The organism is Cypionkella psychrotolerans (assembly GCF_001294535.1).
GTDB lineage: Bacteria > Pseudomonadota > Alphaproteobacteria > Rhodobacterales > Rhodobacteraceae > Cypionkella > Cypionkella psychrotolerans.
Genome location: NZ_LGIC01000061.1, coordinates 43,714 through 61,812, shown reverse-complemented (window position 1 = coordinate 61,812; position 18,099 = coordinate 43,714). Strand labels below are relative to the sequence as shown.

Sequence of the window (18,099 nt, the reverse complement as noted above, 5' to 3'; positions counted from 1 at the left end):
TCAAGCAGAGCGCTGTCAAAAAGCTGTCGTGCTCGCCACTCAACGCCAAGCCCAGTTGTGAGGCAAGACGTTTATCATTGCGCCCCGGCTGGTTGCAATGCTGCTTTGGCCTTCATCTGGGCTGCGGCCTGCGCATAGCCGCCCGCTGCGCCGTCAATGAAGTGCATGTGATCATGCGCCCGCAGCGACGGCACGATGCAGGTCACCAGTGCCTGGTCTTGCTTGTGCAGGCCGAATTGGCAGATGCCTGAGGCAGCCGCCGCATCAAGCAGCGCTTCGATTTCAGCCAGCCCGGCGGCATTGATATCAATCGTCATTTTCAAGCCATCGTCAAATTTGCGAAAGTCAGTGTTGCGGGTCATTTGCCGCACATAGTCGCGGGCATTGAAGCCGCCGAGCGTCAGATTGGTGCGGTAGAGCAGCACGGTCATAGAGATCGCCACCATCACTTTGATCCGCGCCATCATGCGTTTGCCGCGCGGGGCGCGGGCGTTGGTCTCAGACGTGACACCACCCAATGTCAGGTGTGGCACCGGGCCTTCGGGCGGTAGCGGATTGCCCAAACCGCCCGCTTTATTGGCCACCGACACCACGCTGGCCACCAGCGTCCGGAAGGCGTCGGGGCGGGCGGTTGGGCTGGGCACCGCGATGATCGACACGATCTGACCGTTGCGCGACGCGACGGGGTTCCAGCGGCAGGATAGCCCGGTCAGATCGGGTCTACTGCCGGGTTCGGCCATCGGCACGGCAAAACGCCCCAGTTTCATCTGCGCTTCGGCCCAAGCCGCCCCACCGCCTGCGAACATCGCGAAGGTCATCTCGGGGCTGGCCTGAAACCGCGCGATCCGCACATCATGGCCCGCCGCGCGCACCTCGGCCAGCGTCACTAGGGCGGTGCGCATGTTCAGGTCCAGATCATCCTCGATCCAGCGCGCCACAGCCGCCAGCGCCACGCTGGCCGCGGCAATGCCTTTCGGCGGCACTGCGATCACCGCACCGTCGCCGCCAAAGACGAACGGATAATCACTGCCCTCTAGCACATTCAATACGGCCGTGATCACCGAGGCTCCGGCCATGTTGACGGATTTATACTTGCCGCGCGCAATCGCCTCGGTCGAGGACACAACATCAGCCACCGCCAGGGCCCAGCCTTCGGGCAGCGGTCGGTAGCGTGTCAGATTGGCCACATCTTCAAACTCGGCAAAGACGGGCAGATCTGACAGGAAAACGGAGGCGCTCTGATCGGTCATCGCAGCAACCTAGCATGATTTTTACAGGATGCAGGTGCCATAAACGCACATTTTCTCTGCGCGGTCACACGGCTTCGTGTGGCTTGCATCGGGGTTGGGCGAGGGGCGGCAAAGCTGCCACGGTCTGATCATTTCAGAGCTGACGGAGCCGATTTCAACACCGGACGCTGTATTTTGATTGCAATTCGCGAGAACTCTCGCATGCAATGGCTTTGCCAAGCAACCGGATCCAGCATGATCCACGCCACAGGACGGAATGGGTCAGACCGGATGACACGACAAGAACTTGGCATCGGCATGGATTTGCTGCGGGTAGAGGATGTGAAAGTGTCCTTCCCGCTGGCAACTGGCCAAGTCGATGCGCTGAAAGGTGTGGGGCTGCGGGTGCTGCCCGGCAAGATTACCGCTTTGGTTGGCGAGTCGGGTTCGGGCAAATCGGTGCTGGGCCAGACCATCATGGGGCTTCAGCCGGATTTTGCACGGGTCAGCGGCCGCGTGCTGTTGACCGATCCCGCAGCGCCGGGCGGCAAGGTTGAGCTTCTGGGCCTACCGCGCGATGGCCGCCTGATCCGCAGCGTCCGGGGCCGCAAGATCGGCATGATCTTTCAGGAACCGATGACCTCGTTTTCCGCGCTGCACACTATCGGCAACCAGATTTCCGAAGCGTTGCGCATTCACGAGCCGATCTCGGCCAAAGAACAGCGCGAGCGGTCCGAAGATATGCTGTCGCTGGTTGGCTTTACCAAGCCCGGCAAAGTGTTCGACATGTATCCGTTTGAGCTGTCTGGTGGAATGCGGCAGCGGGCGATGATCGCGATGGCGCTGATTTGCAGCCCGCAGTTGTTGATCGCGGATGAGCCGACGACCGCGCTGGATGTGACGATTCAGGCGCAGATTCTGACGCTGCTGCGCGATCTTCAACAGCGTCTGAATATGGCGATCCTGTTGATCACCCATGACCTTGGCGTCGTCGCCAACGTCACCGACGAGGTGGTGGTGCTGTATCAAGGCCGCATCATGGAATCCGGGCCGGTCGATGATATTTTCCGCCGCCCGCAGCACCCCTATCTGAAGGGGCTGATGGCCGCGATCCCGCATTTTGGTATGAAGCAGGGTGAGCGTTTGCGCCCGCTGCGCGATATTCAGATCAACCGCGACAAGCTGATGACTGCGATTGGCGGCGCGAAACCTGCACCTAAAACCAGCGCCCCCGAAATCTTGCTTTCGGTGCGCAACTTGTCGAAAACCTATCAGACCCGCGATCAGGCTTGGGATATTCGCACATCCGCCAAGCCAGCCCCTGCCGTCGATGATGTCAGCTTTGATATCAAGCGCGGTGAATGTCTGGGCCTTGTCGGCGAAAGCGGTTGCGGTAAAACCACCGTTAGCAAGATACTGATGCGTGCAGTCACTCCCGATGCGGGCTCGGTGATCTATGATGATGGCTCTGGCCCGGTGGACGTTCTTGCCGCCAAGGGCGAGGATCTGCAACGCTTGCGCACGCAGATTCAGATGGTGTTCCAAGACCCGGTGTCGTCGCTGTCGCCACGAATGACCGTCGGCAATATCTTGTCCGAACCCTTGGACATTCACCGCCGTGGCACCCCGCTTCAGCGCCGCGAAACCGTTGATGCGTTGCTCGGGGCCATCGGTCTGGGTCAATCCGCCCGCCACCGCTATCCGCATAGCTTTTCAGGCGGGCAGCGTCAGCGTGTCGGCATTGCGCGGGCTTTGGCCTTGGCTCCGGGGTTGATTGTCTGTGACGAGCCGGTGTCAGCGCTGGATGTATCGGTGCAGGCGCAAATCCTCAACCTGTTGAAAGATTTGCAGAAAGATCTGGGCCTGACCTATCTGTTCATCTCGCACAACCTCGCCGTGGTGGATTACATGGCCGACCGCGTCGCCGTGATGTGGGCCGGCCGCATTGTAGAAATTGCCGCGCGCGAAACCATTATGACCGCCCCGGTGCATCCCTATACCAAGGCTTTGCTGGCTGCCGTGCCCTATCCAGACTTGGACCGTCGGCTGAACTTTGCAACGTTTGAGGGCAACACTGCTTTGACCAGCACCAACTGGGCCCCCGCCTTCCGGGCCGAGCCTGATGCGGTAGCCGACCTTGCCCCGCTTGATCTGGGGAGCGGCCATTTCGTCTTGGCCCGCAAATCCGCTGATAGAAATGATCTGAAACCATGATCACCCGCCGCACCGCTTTAACCCTGCTTGGCTCGGTCGCTCTGCCCAGCATCGGCTTTGCGGAATCACCATTCTTCGCGCCCGACGTGCGGATGGGTAACCTGCCGCCTTTGCCTGAGCGCCTGCCGCGCAACCCACGCGTGATTGATTTGCCTGCGATAGGCCGCACCACCGGGCGGCTTGGTGGCAGCGTGCGGATGCTGGTCAGCGGTCAGCGCGATGTGCGGCTGATCCCGATCTATGGCTATTCCCGGCTTGTTGGTTATGACGCTAACCTACAACTTGTCTCCGACATTCTAGAAAGTTTTGAGGCGGTTGACGACCGCGTCTTCACTCTGCATCTGCGCGAAGGCCATCGCTGGTCTGATGGCAGCCCCTTCACGGCGGAAGACTTCCGCTATTGCTGGGATGATATGATGAACAACGCCGATCTCTATCGCGGCGGCCCCCCGGTGGATCTGATCGCTAATGGCAAAGTCGTCGAATTCAGCGTGATCGACCCTGTGACGGTGCGCTACACTTTCGCCAGCCCGATGCCCGATTTTTTGCCCAAGCTGGCCTCGCCGCTGCCGCTGATCCTCTATGTGCCGCAGGCCTATATGAAGCAATTCCACGCCAAATATCAGACGCCGGAAAAGCTGGCCGAGCTGATCAAAAATAACCGCGTCGATGACTGGCAGGGTCTGCATGCCAAAATGGTGCGCTCAATCCGCCCGGAAAACCCCGCTTTGCCGACGCTAGAGGCTTGGCGTCCCCGCACCGCACCGCCTGCCGAGCAATTCGTGTTCGAGCGCAACGCGTATTTCCACCGTGTCGATCAGACCGGCCAGCAACTGCCGTATTTTGATCGTATCATTCTGGATGTCGCCTCGGCTGACATTATCCCGGCCAAAACCGCGACTGGCGAAAGCGATCTGCAAGCCAACGGCATCAGCTTTCCCGATTACACCCTGATGAAACAGGCGGAAAAACAGCACCCTTTGAAAGTGTCCCTATGGCGGCGCACGCAAGGCTCCAGCGTCTCGTTGTTTCCCAACCTGAACTGCAAAGATCCGGTCTGGCGCAAACTGTTCCAAGACGTGCGGATGCGACGCGCCTTGTCGGTGGCGATAAATCGGCACGAATTGAACAAGGTGAATTTCTTCGGTTTGGGTCGCGAAAGCGCCGACACCGTGCTGCCGGAAAGCCAGCTTTACCGCCCAGAATACGCAAGTGCTTGGTCGCAATATGACCCCGAACTTGCCAACGCTTTGCTGGACGAATTGGGCCTGACCGAACGCGGCGGCGGCAATATCCGTATTCTGCCCGACGGCAGGCAGGCCGGGATTGTGGTGGAAACGGCGGGCGAAAGTACGCTGGAAACCGATGTGCTGGAACTGATCGTCGATCACATGCGCGACGTGGGTATCGCCCTTTATATCCGGGCCTCGCAGCGCGATATCTTCCGCAGCCGCGCGATGGGCGGTGAGGTGCAAATGTCGGTTTGGGCAGGTCTTGATAACGGCGTGCCCACCGCCGATATGGCCCCCGATCAACTTGCCCCCACCCACAGCGACCAGTTGCAATGGCCGGTCTGGGGCAGTTGGTATATGTCTGGCGAAACCGCAGGCGCGGCCCCCGATCTGCCCGCCGCGATGCAACTGATTGATCTGCTGAAACAGTGGCGCAACACGACCACCACCGAAGCGCGTGCCGCAATCTGGGCGCAGATGCTGACACTTTGGGCCGATCAGGTGTTCTCCATCGGCACCGTCAATTCCGCCCCGCAGCCCATCGTGCGCGCGGCCCGGATGCGCAATGTGCCAGAAGATGCGTTGTATGGCTTCACGCCGACCAGTTTCTTGGGCGCCTACCTGCCCGACACCTTCTACTACGCGCGGGAATAAACCATGATCCGCTACATCACACTGCGCACGCTTGCGATGATCCCAACGCTGTTCTTGATCTCGGTTCTGGTGTTTTTCATCATCGAACTGCCACCGGGTGATTACTTTGAAAGCTATGTGTCCGAGCTGCGCTCCCTAGGCGAATCCGCCGATCTGGCCGAGATTGACATGCTGCGCGAGCGCTATGGCTTCGATCAGCCGCAGGTCATTCGTTATATCTGGTGGGTCGGCGGCATGTTGCACGGCGATTTCGGCTATTCGTTTGAATACCGCCTGCCGGTCAGCGAAGTGGTCGGTGATAGGCTTTGGCTTACCGTGCTGCTGTCAACCGTCACCATCCTGTTCACTTGGATCATCGCCTTTCCCATCGGCATCTATTCGGCAACCCATCAATACAGTTGGGGCGATTACGGGCTGACCTTCCTTGGCCTACTGGGCATCGCTGTGCCCAACTTCATGCTCGCCCTCGTGATGATGTATTTCGCCAACATTTGGTTTGGAGTGTCGATCGGCAATCTGATGGATCGCCAATTCCTGAACGAGCCGATGAGCATGGCGAAATTCTCGTCGATCATGTCGCATATCTGGATACCGGTGGTGATCATTGGCACCTCTGGCACGGCCGCCATGGTGCGCCGTCTGCGTGCCAACCTGCTGGACGAATTGCACAAACAATATGTCGTCACCGCGCGCGCCAAGGGCCTGCATCCGTTCAAAGTGCTGGTGAAATATCCGCTGCGGATGGCGCTGAACTTCTTCATCTCTGACATCGGCTCGATCCTGCCCGCGATGATTTCTGGCGCAGAAGTCACCGCCATTGTGCTGTCCTTGGAAACCACCGGGCCGATGCTGATCCGCGCCCTGCAAAGCCAAGATATGTATCTGGCAGGCTCGTTCCTGATGTTTCTGGCCTTCCTGACCGTGATCGGCGTGCTGATTTCCGACATCGCGCTAACGTTTCTTGACCCCCGCATCCGGCTTGGTAAAGGCAGCAGCAAATGAGCGATCTGCCCAACCAAACCACCGCCTTGCCCGCCCCCGGTGCGCAGATGACGCATTACGTCTCGGATGCGCCGTTTGATCCCTATGAGGCAGAAAACGCCGCTTCGGCCCAAAGCAAATTCGCCGAAGCCTCGCAACTGCAACTGATGTGGTGGAAGTTTCGCAAGCACAAAGTCGCACTCTATTGCGGCATCTTCCTTATCCTGATGTATGCCTCGATCTTCATCAGCGAATTCCTCGCCCCCTACAGCCAAGCCGCCCGCAACACCGATTTCATCTTTGCCCCGCCGCAAGCCATTCACCTGTACCACGATGGCAAATTTGTTGGCCCCTTCGTCTATGGCCGCAGCCAAGTGCTTGATATGGATACACTTCAGCGCATCTACACCGACGATCCGGCCGATGTCCAAAAACTCCGGTTCTTCTGCGAAGGCGATAATTACAATTTTTGGGGTCTGATCCCCGGCAGCACCCATCTGGTTTGCCCCGCCAAAGGCGGCCAGTTTTTCCTGCTGGGAACCGACCGTTTGGGCCGTGATGTGCTGTCGCGCATCATCTACGGCGCACGGATTTCGCTGACCATCGGCATCTTCGGCGTCACCATGAGCTTCATTCTCGGCATCGTGATCGGCGGTCTTGCAGGCTATCACGGCGGCTGGTTCGATGCGGTCACCCAGCGCATCATCGAGGTGCTGCAATCCATCCCTTCCATCCCCTTGTGGATGGCCCTCGCCGCAATCATCCCGGTGACGTGGAGCCCGATCCTCGTCTACATCGGCATCACCGTGATCCTTGGCCTCTTGGACTGGACAGGCCTCGCCCGTGGGGTGCGATCTAAACTCTTAGCCCTGCGCGAAGAAGATTATGTGCTGGCCGCCCGGCTGATGGGCGCAGGCAGCGCCCGCATCATTGGCCGCCACATGATCCCCGGTTTCATGTCACACCTTATCGCCTCGGCCACGCTGACCATCCCCGGCATGATCTTGGGTGAAACCGCGCTCAGCTTCCTTGGCATCGGCCTGCGCGCGCCAATTTCCAGCTGGGGCATCCTGCTGACCGAGGCCCGCAGCGTCAATATCATTGCCCTATACCCATGGCTGATGTTCCCAGTCATTCCGGTGATCCTTGTGATCCTCGCTTTCAATTTCCTCGGCGACGGGCTACGCGATGCCGCCGATCCTTACAAATGACCAGTCCCGACAAATGAACCGCACCAACCCGAGGTTACCTGAATGAAGCACCCGTTGGATAATGCGCGGATTCTGATGTACAGCCACGACACGTTCGGGCTTGGCCATCTGCGCCGCTGCCGCACGATTGCCCATGCCTTGGTGCAGGAATACAGCGGGTTGATGGTGCTGATCGTCTCTGGCTCGCAGATCGCCGGTGCGTTTGATTACCGCGCCCGCGTCGATTTCGTGAAAATCCCCTCGGTGATCAAGCTGCGCAATGGCGAATACTCTTCGCTGTCCGAGCATATCGACGTGCATGACACCATCAAAATGCGCCGCTCGATCATCCGCCACACCGCAGAAAGTTTTGCCCCCGATATTTTCATCGTCGACAAAGAACCGATGGGTTTGCGCGGCGAGATCGAGGAAACCCTCGCCTACCTGAAATCCAAAGGCACTACGCTGATTTTGGGTCTGCGCGAGGTGATGGACGCACCCCGCCTGCTTGATGCCGAATGGAAGCGCAACGATGTGATGGGCAAGATTGATCGCACCTATGATCACATCTGGGTCTACGGCCCGCCCGATTTCTACGACCCGCTCACCGGGTTGGACGTGCCACAATCGGTGCGCGACCGGATGGAATTTGTCGGCTTCCTGCAACGCCGCTCGGCGCAAGAAAAGCTTTCCGATCAACGCCGTGACAGTGATTACCTGCTGGTCACCACCGGCGGCGGTGGCGACGGGGCTGACCTCATCGACAACGTGATGAATGCCTATCTGCACGATCCAAACCTGACACAAAAGGCGCTTGTCGTGCTCGGCCCCTATATGCCCGGCGATCAGCGCACTGAATTTATGCGCAAAGGCCAGTCCATCCCTCAAATCGAAGTCATCGAGTTTGACACCCGGATGGAGGAACTCATCGCAGGCTCCGCAGGTGTCGTCGCGATGGGCGGCTACAATACCTATTGCGAGATTCTGTCCTTCGACAAACCCGCCCTCATCGTCCCCCGCACGACTCCGCGCGAAGAACAGCTTCTGCGCGCCACCCGTGCGTCAGAGTTGGGCATGATCGAGATGCTGTTGCCCGAAGAAGCCGCCGACCCCGCCCGTATGGCCGCCGCGCTACGCGCACTGCCGCATCGCCCACACCCGTCTGATGCTGTCCCCGGCCTGCAGCTTGAAGGGTTAACCAACATCGCGCGTTTGGTCGGCGAAGACCTGCACGCGCGCGCCGAAAACCTCAACGCGCAGCGATTCGCGACGTGACGCCAGACCACTGCCCCGCCTTGGGTCAAAAGCGTCTGGTGGTGGTGGTCAAAGGCTATCCCCGCCTGTCAGAGACCTTCATCGCACAAGAATTGCGCGGGCTGGAACTGGCGGGTCTTGATCTCGTCATCGTCTCATTGCGCCACCCCACCGACAAAAAACGCCACGCCGTGCATTTTGAGATTGCAGCTGAGCTGCTCTACCTCCCCGAATACCTCTACCAAGAGCCCCGGCGCGTGTTGCGCGGCTTTTGGTGTGCCTGCCATCACCCCGGCTTTTGGCCGACCTTACGCGCATGGCTCAAAGACCTCATGCGCGACCCCAGCCCAAATCGTATCCGCCGTCTCGGCCAAGCCGCCGTTCTGGTTGCCGAATGGCCCCATAATGGCGCATGGCTGCACGCCCATTTCATCCACACCCCGGCCTCGGTCGCCGATTACGCCGCCCAAATTATGCACGTCGGCTGGACCGTCTCCGCCCATGCCAAAGATATCTGGACCTCACCGGATTGGGAGCTTTCCGCCAAATTAAACCGCGCGAAATGGGCCGTCACCTGTACCGAAATGGGCCATAAGCATCTGCAATCTCTGGCGGGCGACCCGGCCCGCGTGCATCTCAGCTACCACGGCTTGAACTTGGATCGCTTCCCGTCCTTTACAGAAACGCGCGCGGTTCGTGATGGTTCAGACCCCGCCGATCCAGTGCAAATCGTCAGCGTCGGCCGCGCCGTGCGGAAAAAGGGGTATGACACCCTGCTGCACGCCCTAGCCCTTCTCCCCGCCAATCTGCACTGGCGCTTCACCCATCTTGGCGGCGGTCCAGAACGCGAAACTTTGCAAGCCCTCGCCGAAACCCTAAACCTAACCTCGCGCATCCACTGGCAAGGCTCGGTCGATCAGTCCGAGGTGTTATCAGCCTACCGCTCTTCTGATCTGTTCGCGCTGGCCTGCCGCATCACCGCCGACGGCGACCGTGACGGACTGCCGAACGTGCTGGTCGAAGCCGCGAGCCAAGGCCTCGCCTGCCTCTCGACCAATATCTCCGGCATCCCAGAGCTGTTTCGCAACGCCGAAAACGGCTGGCTCACCCCGCCGGATAATCCCGAAGCCCTAGCGGCCGCCCTACAAACCGCCATCACCCGACCCGACCTGCGCGCCCAGTACGGCCAAGCCGCGGCCGCCCAAGTTCGTGCAACGTTGGATTACCACCATAGCGTCAACCAACTCATGACCCTGTTCGCCGTCGAAGGTATCCAGCCATGGCCAAAAAATCCATGACCACAAAAGTCTTCTTCTACGTCCAGCACCTTTTGGGCATCGGCCACCTCGCCCGCGCCAGTCGCATCGCCCGCGCCATGATCGATCAGGGGATGAACGTCACGCTTGTCACCGGCGGCCTGCCGGTCGCAGGCTTTCCCGACCCCGGCATCGCCCACATCGCACTGCCGCCGATTGCGGTCTCAAACAGCGACTTTTCCGGCCTTCTCACCGCCAGCGGACAGCCCGCTGACGCCACTTATCTAAATGCCCGCAAAGACCAACTGCTCGCCGCCTACCATGCCATCAAGCCAGACATTGTGCTGACGGAGGCTTTTCCCTTTGGCCGCCGCCAAGTCCGCTTTGAGCTGCTGCCGCTGATCGATGCCATTGACGCCAGCCATCCGCGCCCGACTTTGGTCAGCTCGGTCCGCGACATCCTGCAACGCAAAGTCAAACCGGGCCGTAATGAGGAAACCGTCGCCTTGATCAACCGTGCCTTCGATCTGGTCTTGGTCCACGGCGACCCCAGCTTTGCCGCGCTTGAAGACAGCTTCACCCTCGCCGATCAAATCACCGATAAAATCGCCTACACTGGCCTCGTCTGCCCGCCGACACCGCCGCCGCCCGCCGAGCAGTTCGATGTGCTGGTCTCCGCAGGGGGGGGGGCCGCTGGCAAACAACTGATCACCGCCGCCGTCGATGCCGCCCGCCTGCTGCCAGAGCTCGCGAAATGGCTGATCATCACGGGCCCCAATTTGCCACAGCCAGATTATGACGCCCTCACCAAAAACCAACCCGCAAACGTCACTTTGACCCGCTTTCGCCCCGATCTCGCCAGCCTGATGCGAGGGGCCAAGCTTTCGGTCTCACAAGCAGGCTACAACACCGTCGCCGATATCCTGATGGCCGGCTGCCACGCCCTGCTGGTGCCCTATGCCACCGCAGGCGAGACCGAACAAACCGACCGTGCGGCGCTGCTGGAAAAGATCGGCCGCACCCGCAGTCTGACCGAAGCCGCCCTCACCCCCGAAACCTTGGCAACCGCGATCCAACACGAAATTGCCCGCCCGCTGCCTGCGCAAGCGCTACATATCAGCGTGGATGGTGCCGCGCGCAGTGCCGAGATTTTATTGGATTTCGTGAAGAATAGCACGCGCGGCTAATTCCAACCCTTGCAAGGGCTTGTGCTGTGGGCACTTCAATACTCGTTGCGCGCCAGAGCGCCGTCCCCCTATACATAGGGTCACACGGACGTATCGCGATCACAGTTTAAGCGTGGAGGGTTAAATATGGGCTTCGTGGACGCTGTAAGAACCAGTCTGATTGTGAAATATGCAACATTCCAAGGCCGTGCGGCCCGATCGGAGTTTTGGTATTTTTCGCTGTTTTACGGCTTGATCCTGCTGGCCTTTGGCGCTTTGGGCTTTGCTCTGGGTGGGGGCTCCAATTTCAGGGCGGGCAACTTGCGTTCGTTTGTGCCCTTTGTGCCCCTGATCATTGTGGTTCTGGCTATGATTATTCCAACCATCGCAGTGACGGTCCGCCGCTTACATGATCGCGATATGTCGGGTTGGTGGTATCTTGGATTTGTCGTGCTCGGCTTCATCCCGGTGGTTGGTAAATTGGTCAGTTTGGCAACTTTGGTTCTCTATGCATTGAAAGGCACCGTGGGACCCAATCGCTTTGGCCGTGACCCGCTTGGCGTTGAACATAACGCTGATATTTTCGCCTGAATTTGCGCGCGCTTGTCGCCCTACTTTGCTTTTGCATAATCGCAGGTGCAGGCGCGCCACCGGTTGTCGCGCAAGAAGTTGATTTTGAGGGGCAGAAAGTCATCGCAACCAGCGCACCTCGGGACGCGATGGGTCAAAGCAGGGCTGACGCTTTGAGTGATGCCGGATTGCAGGCGCGGATCGTATACTTGCAAAAGTTTGATGGCAGTCTTGAACAAAAAGACCCGCCAAAAGTTGCGACCAATAAACCCGTTGCGCCTTTGATCTCTGGTCTGATGGCAATGGCTTTGGTTGTTGGGGCGCTGATCGCCGCCTTGGGGCTGTGGGTTTATGTTTCGGGCGGTGCACTCTGGGCGCCTGAAACGGCGACGGATGCCAACAAAGCCGTGCAAGCGCCGAAGGGCTGGGGGGAGAGTGAAGCAGACCTGCTGGAGAACCGGTCGCTCGCGCAGATCGCCCAGGTGTCTGACAGGCGGGCGGCAGTGGTTCGGTTGCTGCGGCTGTGTTTGCTGCACGCGGCGGAAGCGACAAAAACCGGTTTCAAACGCTCGGACACCGAGCGGGATGCGTTTGGGCGCGTGCCGCTGCACTGGTCCGGGTTGGATTATCTGAAACGCCTGCTGATCGTTGCCGAACTGGCCCATTATGGCGGGCGCAGCGTTGATGAGGCGACATTTCAAACCTTGATCGAAGGCGCGCGTGAGATACTGCCACGTCAGCGTGGTGGCAATGTCTAGGGGCCAGACATTCGCTGGCGTTGCCGCCGTGCTGGCTTTGCTCGGCGGGCTGGTGTGGCTGCAAGCTGCGACGGGGGATGTGGCGCTGGAGCGCTCGGCGCTGGGTGTCGCGGGGCTTGCACAGCTTGCGCCGGAGTTGGGGTTGACGTTGCAAGAGCCGCAGGGTTGGGGCGCGTTGAAGGCCAGCGCGCTGTCGCTGCGCATTTTGCCGATCTATGATTTGAACCTGAACACCGAAGATCAGCCCGCCACGTCACGGCAAGAACAACTGGGTCAAAGTACGCTGCGCGAATTGGACAGCGATGTGTTTTACAGCAAAGTCATCGGGCTCAAGACGCTGGTTGTGCTGCCGAAGTGGCGGGGTGCTGTCATGGTGACAGGCGGGGCGCATCGGGATTTTCTGATCGCGCCCAGCATGTTCAACACCCTGCTGCCGCAGCTTTACTTGCAACGGCCAATCCTGCAGCAGATCACCCGTGGCTTTGCCGATGAACAGGTGCTGATCAACGGGCAGACTGTCCGGGTGGCGCTGTTTCAGCCACAAACCTTTAACCGCCACACGCTGCCGCAGCGCTGCAAGGAAGTGGCAGGTCTGGCGGAAGGAGCGCTGCTGATCCATTGCAACGCGGTGTTGGGCAAACCCGAGATGGCAGCGCTCTCCGATCCAGACCTGCTGAACAATCACGGCATTACTTTGGCTGAAAATGCGCGTTTCGTTGTGGCTGCTTTGCGCGCGCTACAATCCCCGACTGAGACGCGCGCGATCTATCTTGATACCTCGACCGAGCAGTTGCTGGCGCCGGAACAGGACAAAGAAGCGCAACATTATCGCCGCGATACCCAAGACATGCTGCGCTTCTTCACATGGCCGTTGTCACTGTTCTGGTTAGCTGGCGCTGCGGTGCTTGCCGTGGCAATTTGGCGTGGCGCGATGCGGTTTGGTCCGGTGCAGCAGGTGGCAGAGGACCGGCTTGAAGTCTCGAAACTGGCGGCAATTGATGCCAAAGCTCGGTTGATCCGACTGTCGCGCAATGACGGGCGGATGGTGGCCGAATTTACGCTGACGCGGCTGCAAAATCTAGCGCAGCAGACATTTGGCGCGGGTGCGGCAACGGGCCAAGCTTTGGGCGTGGGGCAAACCGGTCTCGACCGGCTTTATGCCAAATTCGCCCGCCAAAACCCCAAAGACGCAGCCGAATTGCGCGCCTGCGCCGAGGTTTTACAATCTTCGGCGGGCACGCTGCATCCTTCCGAGTTGCGCCGAATTCTTGATCGTTTCGCAGAATTGCTGGAAAGGCTGACGCATGGACCTGGCTGAGTTTCAAATCCTCATCGCATCGGTGCGCACCGAGATTGGCAAGGCGGTGCAGGGGCAGGATGCCCTGATCGACCTGTTGTTGGTGTCGGTGTTTGCGCGCGGGCATTGCTTGGTGGAAGGTCCGCCGGGCACGGCGAAAACCTTGCTGGCGCGGTCTTTGGCTTCGGCGATGGACATGGGCTTTGGCCGCGTGCAGTTCACGCCTGACCTCATGCCGGGTGATGTGTTGGGGGTGAACCTGTTCAACTTCCAGACCGGGGCGTTTCAACTGACCAGAGGCCCGATCTTCACCGATATCCTGCTGGCGGATGAAATCAACCGCGCGCCGCCGAAGACCCAATCGGCACTGTTGCAGGCAATGAACGAGCGGGTGGTGACAATTGATGGCACCGATTACCCATTGGGCCGTGATTTCTTCGTGATCGCGACGCAAAACCCGATTGAGCAGCAAGGCACCTATCCGCTGCCCGAAGCGCAACTGGATCGGTTTTTGTTCAAGCTGAACGTTGATTTCCCGGACCGCAATGCGGAAATTGCCATTCTGACCCGCCACGCCGCCCAGCCCTTGGAGTTTGAGGCGCGCGGCAAAGGCATCGAAAAGGTGCTGTCAGCGGCGCAACTGGCGGCGGGCAAAAACTTGGTGGATGGCATCCGGTTGGATCCCACCATCCTGACCTATATCGTCGATCTGGTACGCGCCACACGCAACGACAGTGATATCAGCCATGGGGCCTCAACCCGCGCAGCGGATGCTTTGGCCGGGGCTGTTCGCGCACGTGCAGCGGTCGAGGGCAGGGATTATGGCCTGCCGGATGATGTGAAGGCGCTGATTGTGCCGGTGCTGTGCCATCGGCTTGTGCTTGGCCCCTCAGCCGAGATTGAGGGACGCACCGCCGAAGCCGTTCTGGCGAATATCCTGAATCGCGTCGATCCGCCGCGCTGAATGAGACCCGCGCCCCGCCTTATCGCTTTGGTGCTGTGCTGTGGCGCGCTGACAGTGCTGCTGGCGCTTGCAGTGGGCGACCCAGCCATCCCGGTGCTTGTGATGTGGTCGGCTTTGCTCCTGATTGTGATGATTGATGCGCTGGCGTCGATTGCCCCGCGCGCGATCATCGTCGAGGTGAGTTTGCCGAAGTCGGGTATGGTGGGGGTGGCTGCGCCTTACACAGTAACCCTGAAGCGCAAGACGGGTGCGGTCTTGCCTGCCAAACTGTCGCTGCGCTTCGATTTGGATGCGGCGTTGGGCGATGGCGTCGTGGCTGATCTTGCCTGCGCCCGGCCGTCTTATGCCATCAAGGACCATGTGCCGCTGCTGAAGCGCGGGCTGCACAAGGTCCGCGCCCTGCATCTGAAATGGCCGTCGCGCTGGGGCTTGCTTGAGGTGCTATCCCGCACGCTATTGTCGCATGATATCACCGTGGTGCCCGATGTGACTGCGGTGATGTCTGGACAGATCCAAGCGCAGATGTTGCCGCTGCTGGAGGGCCAAAAGGACATGCGCCTGAAGGGTTCGGGATCAGAGTTTCACCAGTTGCGAGACTTCGCCCCCGGCATGGATGCACGTCAGATTGATTGGAAACGCTCGGCACGGCTGAATGCGCTGGTGGCGCGCGAGACGCGGGCGGAAAAGAACCATCACATTCTGCTGGCGCTGGATTGTGGCTATCTGATGAACGAGCGTATCGCGGGCTTGCCCAAGCTGGATCGCGCCATCAATGCTGCTTTGGGGCTGGGCTGGGCGGCGGGTCTTGGAGGCGATCACGTCGGACTTTATGCGTTTGACAATCGTCCGCGCCAGTTTCTGCCACCGCAGCCCGGGCGGGCGGGCTTTGCGCAGTTGCGGGCGGCTGCGGCGGGGTTGAATTACACCGATCACGAAACCAACCACACCTTGGGTCTGAGTCATCTGTTGACCCGGCTGCGCCGCCGTTGTCTGATCATCGTATTTTCGGATTTCGTCGACAGCATCACCGCCGAATTGTTGGTTGAAAACGTCAGCCTGCTGACCCGGCACCATCTGGTGTTGTTTGTCGCGCTGCGTGATCCCGCGCTGAACCGCATCGCCAATCCGACCGATTTCGGCCTGAACAGCATCGCAGCCTCAGTCTCGGCGGGTCAAATCCTGCACGAACGCCAAGCAGTTATGGAGCGTCTGTCACAACTGGGCGTGCTCTGCCTTGATGTCGCCCCCGAGGCGCTGACCACGGCGCTGGTGTCAAAATACATCGACATCAAGGCGCGGGAGTTGATATGACCGATCAGTTCTCAGCCAGCCCTAACCGCATCGAGGCCGAACTGCTGCGCTCGGCCCGCTTCCGTATGTTGCGAGAGCCGGGTTGGCGCAAGCTTGAGGCCTTGGTCAAACAAGCCGAGACGCATGGGCTCGCCGGGTTGAACTATACCGAAGCCAAAGAACTGGCGGCGCTGTATCGTCAGGCGATGACATCGCTGGCCTTGGCGCGGGATATCTCGCTGGATCTGGCGCTGCTGAACTATCTCGATCAGCTTTGCGCGCGGGCTTGGTTGGTGGTCTATGTGCCACAACGCAGCCTTTCCGGGGCATTTGGACGCCTGCTGCGGCAAGGCATCCCGCAGGCTGTGCGACGCTCCTTGCTGCCGCTGCTAATCGGATTCAGCGCGATGATGTTGGGTGCAATCACCGGGTTCGTGCTGTTTTTCCGTGATCAAAGCTGGTTTTACACCTTCGTGCCGGGCGGCCTGTCGGATGGGCGCGCGCCGGGTGCCAGTGTGGGCTATCTGCGCGACACGCTTTACGGCGACGCGTCTCTGCATAGCGGCGACGTGCTGACCGCTTTCGCGGCCTATTTGTTTTCGCACAACACCAATATTGCCATTTTTATCTTTGGGTTGGGTATCTTTTGGGCACTGCCCAGCTTTGTGTTGACCTTCTACAACGGCTTGATGTTGGGGGCGTCCTTTGCGTTGTTTGTGCAAGCCGGGCTTGGCTATGATGCCTTTGCATGGCTTTCCATCCACGGCGTGACCGAAATCAGTGCGATCTGCATCGCCTGCGCAGGGGGCGCACGCTTGGGTCTTGCGGGGCTGATGCCGGGGCAAATGTCGCGCAGAGATTCTCTGCGCCTGCATGGGCGGGATGCTGTCAAACTGTTCCTGTTGGCCGGGTTGATGCTTTTGGTGGCTGGTGTGGTCGAGGGCGTGCTGCGCCAGAGCGTCACCAGCCCAGAGGCGCGTTTGCTGATCGGCTGGGGGCTTGGCGGGTTCTGGGTGCTGTGGCTTTGGCGATCCGGGCGGACGAGTGGGGCCAAGGCATGAGGTTTCAGCGCAAATCTGACGAAACCGCCGTCCAGCGCAGTGCCGCTTCAAAGCGGGTTTTGGAGAATTTCGTACCACCCGAAGATGTGCCGATTGGCTTTGAACTGGCCTCTCTGGGCGCACGGTTTGGCGCGGTCATTCTGGATCTGATTTTGACTTGGTTTGCGATCCTTCTGTTGATCCTAGCGGTGGCGTGGCTGGGCATCCTGCCAAAAACCGCCTTGTTTGCCTTGGTCGTCATCTCGGCGTTTTTCGTCGGCGTTCCCTATTATGTGCTGTCAGAATTGATCTGGAATGGTCGCACTTTGGGCAAGCGCATCGTCGGGATCATGGTGATCTCGGCCGACAGCCGTGCGTTGGGGGCACATCAGGTTGTCGCGCGCAACCTGTTGAAAGATGTTGAGTTTTTTGCGCCATTGGGTCTGGTTCTGCAGTGGAATTACACCTCGACCGCGCAGTCGTGGATTGCGGCGCTCATTCTGCTGGTCTGGACCTTGTTCGTCGCAATCTATCCGATCCGCAACAAACGCAAGCAGCGGTTGGGGGATGTGGTGGCGGGAACCTTGGTGATCGTAAAGCCAAAAGCCATTTTGCTGGATGACCTTGCTTTGAGCGAAGCGCGGGGCGGATTTGTCTTTGATCAGACGCAACTGGACATCTACGGCAGTTACGAGTTGCAGACCCTAGAGGCGATTTTGCGCGACCCGTCGAAAAGCCAGCTTCATGCCGCAGAGCTTGAGAAAGTCGCCAAAGCAATCGCGCGCCGGATCAACTATCCCGAGCACGCCATCGGCGCGGACCCACGGCTCTTTCTGATGGCGTTCTATCGCGAGCAGAGGGAAAGGTTGGAAAGCCGATTGCTTTTTGGCGAGCGGCGGCAGGATAAGTTCCACAGCGACGCGCCAAAGCCGAAGTAGCCCGCAGGACAAGCGGTCAGGCCTTGCCGCAGCGGTCAATGGTTAGCTGTGAGCCAAAATGTGAGG

At 59.6% G+C, this 18,099-nt stretch carries 15 protein-coding genes; 14 read left to right on the top strand and 1 reads right to left on the bottom strand.

The features are described 5' to 3' along the window. Positions 1 to 74: 74 nt before the first annotated feature. Entirely contained in the window at positions 75 to 1,250 is a 1,176-nt protein-coding gene (locus tag AKV04_RS11560; protein ID WP_054006575.1) for a DUF3095 domain-containing protein, read from the bottom strand. A gap of 234 nt (positions 1,251 to 1,484) precedes the next feature. Here AKV04_RS11560 and AKV04_RS11555 point away from each other — a divergent pair, with 234 nt between their 5' ends. The 14 genes from AKV04_RS11555 to AKV04_RS11490 all read left to right on the top strand — a co-directional run bounded on the left by AKV04_RS11555 (position 1,485) and on the right by AKV04_RS11490 (position 18,033). Beyond that, positions 1,485 to 3,443: a dipeptide ABC transporter ATP-binding protein gene (locus AKV04_RS11555; RefSeq protein WP_235815621.1), complete on the top strand. Its 1,959-nt coding sequence runs from the start codon at positions 1,485 to 1,487 to the stop codon at positions 3,441 to 3,443. Continuing rightward, positions 3,440 to 5,329 (top strand): ABC transporter substrate-binding protein, encoded by a 1,890-nt coding sequence (locus AKV04_RS11550; protein ID WP_054006574.1) that lies wholly within the window; start codon positions 3,440 to 3,442, stop codon positions 5,327 to 5,329. The genes AKV04_RS11555 and AKV04_RS11550 overlap by 4 nt, the downstream gene beginning before the upstream one ends. A 3-nt stretch (positions 5,330 to 5,332) precedes the next feature. Then, positions 5,333 to 6,331 carry an ABC transporter permease gene (locus AKV04_RS11545; RefSeq protein ID WP_054006573.1) on the top strand — a complete coding sequence of 333 codons (999 nt, stop codon included), beginning with the start codon at positions 5,333 to 5,335 and terminating at the stop codon, positions 6,329 to 6,331. After that, complete coding sequence (locus AKV04_RS11540; RefSeq protein WP_054006572.1) at positions 6,328 to 7,521, top strand: ABC transporter permease; 1,194 nt, start codon at positions 6,328 to 6,330, stop codon at positions 7,519 to 7,521. Before AKV04_RS11545 ends, AKV04_RS11540 begins: the two co-directional genes overlap by 4 nt. A gap of 42 nt (positions 7,522 to 7,563) precedes the next feature. Next, positions 7,564 to 8,775 (top strand): glycosyltransferase family protein, encoded by a 1,212-nt coding sequence (locus AKV04_RS11535; protein ID WP_054006571.1) that lies wholly within the window; start codon positions 7,564 to 7,566, stop codon positions 8,773 to 8,775. Further along, entirely contained in the window at positions 8,772 to 10,052 is a 1,281-nt protein-coding gene (locus tag AKV04_RS11530; RefSeq protein ID WP_215905429.1) for a glycosyltransferase, read from the top strand. The genes AKV04_RS11535 and AKV04_RS11530 overlap by 4 nt, the downstream gene beginning before the upstream one ends. Further along, positions 10,034 to 11,197 (top strand): glycosyltransferase family protein, encoded by a 1,164-nt coding sequence (locus AKV04_RS11525; protein ID WP_054006570.1) that lies wholly within the window; start codon positions 10,034 to 10,036, stop codon positions 11,195 to 11,197. Before AKV04_RS11530 ends, AKV04_RS11525 begins: the two co-directional genes overlap by 19 nt. A 126-nt stretch (positions 11,198 to 11,323) precedes the next feature. Beyond that, on the top strand, positions 11,324 to 11,767 hold the full coding sequence (locus AKV04_RS11520) for a DUF805 domain-containing protein (RefSeq protein WP_054006569.1): 444 nt from the start codon (positions 11,324 to 11,326) through the stop codon (positions 11,765 to 11,767). A 152-nt stretch (positions 11,768 to 11,919) separates the two neighbouring features. Next, a complete protein-coding gene (locus AKV04_RS11515) occupies positions 11,920 to 12,504 on the top strand; it encodes a hypothetical protein (protein ID WP_156317500.1) in 585 nt (194 codons plus the stop codon). Next, a complete protein-coding gene (locus AKV04_RS11510) occupies positions 12,467 to 13,822 on the top strand; it encodes a hypothetical protein (RefSeq protein ID WP_156317499.1) in 1,356 nt (451 codons plus the stop codon). The genes AKV04_RS11515 and AKV04_RS11510 overlap by 38 nt, the downstream gene beginning before the upstream one ends. Continuing rightward, entirely contained in the window at positions 13,809 to 14,765 is a 957-nt protein-coding gene (locus tag AKV04_RS11505; protein WP_054006566.1) for an AAA family ATPase, read from the top strand. Before AKV04_RS11510 ends, AKV04_RS11505 begins: the two co-directional genes overlap by 14 nt. Further along, complete coding sequence (locus AKV04_RS11500) at positions 14,766 to 16,076, top strand: DUF58 domain-containing protein (protein ID WP_054006565.1); 1,311 nt, start codon at positions 14,766 to 14,768, stop codon at positions 16,074 to 16,076. It abuts the gene before it with no gap. After that, positions 16,073 to 17,116 (top strand): stage II sporulation protein M, encoded by a 1,044-nt coding sequence (locus AKV04_RS11495; RefSeq protein WP_054006564.1) that lies wholly within the window; start codon positions 16,073 to 16,075, stop codon positions 17,114 to 17,116. Before AKV04_RS11500 ends, AKV04_RS11495 begins: the two co-directional genes overlap by 4 nt. Beyond that, positions 17,113 to 18,033, top strand: a complete 921-nt coding sequence (locus AKV04_RS11490) for an RDD family protein (protein ID WP_054006563.1) — start codon at positions 17,113 to 17,115, stop codon at positions 18,031 to 18,033. The genes AKV04_RS11495 and AKV04_RS11490 overlap by 4 nt, the downstream gene beginning before the upstream one ends. The last annotated feature ends 66 nt before the right edge of the window (positions 18,034 to 18,099 follow it).

Excerpts from the sequence above, each read along its gene's own strand:
- AKV04_RS11550 (WP_054006574.1), top strand. The coding sequence starts at position 3,440 with ATGATCACCCGCCGCACCGCTTTAACCCTGCTTGGCTCGGTCGCTCTG.
- AKV04_RS11545 (WP_054006573.1), top strand. The coding sequence starts at position 5,333 with ATGATCCGCTACATCACACTGCGCACGCTTGCGATGATCCCAACGCTG.
- AKV04_RS11525 (WP_054006570.1), top strand. The coding sequence starts at position 10,034 with ATGGCCAAAAAATCCATGACCACAAAAGTCTTCTTCTACGTCCAGCAC.
- AKV04_RS11490 (WP_054006563.1), top strand. The coding sequence starts at position 17,113 with ATGAGGTTTCAGCGCAAATCTGACGAAACCGCCGTCCAGCGCAGTGCC.
- AKV04_RS11560 (WP_054006575.1), bottom strand. The coding sequence starts at position 1,250 with ATGACCGATCAGAGCGCCTCCGTTTTCCTGTCAGATCTGCCCGTCTTT.
- AKV04_RS11505 (WP_054006566.1), top strand. The coding sequence starts at position 13,809 with ATGGACCTGGCTGAGTTTCAAATCCTCATCGCATCGGTGCGCACCGAG.
- AKV04_RS11535 (WP_054006571.1), top strand. The coding sequence starts at position 7,564 with ATGAAGCACCCGTTGGATAATGCGCGGATTCTGATGTACAGCCACGAC.
- AKV04_RS11540 (WP_054006572.1), top strand. The coding sequence starts at position 6,328 with ATGAGCGATCTGCCCAACCAAACCACCGCCTTGCCCGCCCCCGGTGCG.
- AKV04_RS11500 (WP_054006565.1), top strand. The coding sequence starts at position 14,766 with ATGAGACCCGCGCCCCGCCTTATCGCTTTGGTGCTGTGCTGTGGCGCG.
- AKV04_RS11555 (WP_235815621.1), top strand. The coding sequence starts at position 1,485 with ATGATCCACGCCACAGGACGGAATGGGTCAGACCGGATGACACGACAA.
- AKV04_RS11520 (WP_054006569.1), top strand. The coding sequence starts at position 11,324 with ATGGGCTTCGTGGACGCTGTAAGAACCAGTCTGATTGTGAAATATGCA.
- AKV04_RS11495 (WP_054006564.1), top strand. The coding sequence starts at position 16,073 with ATGACCGATCAGTTCTCAGCCAGCCCTAACCGCATCGAGGCCGAACTG.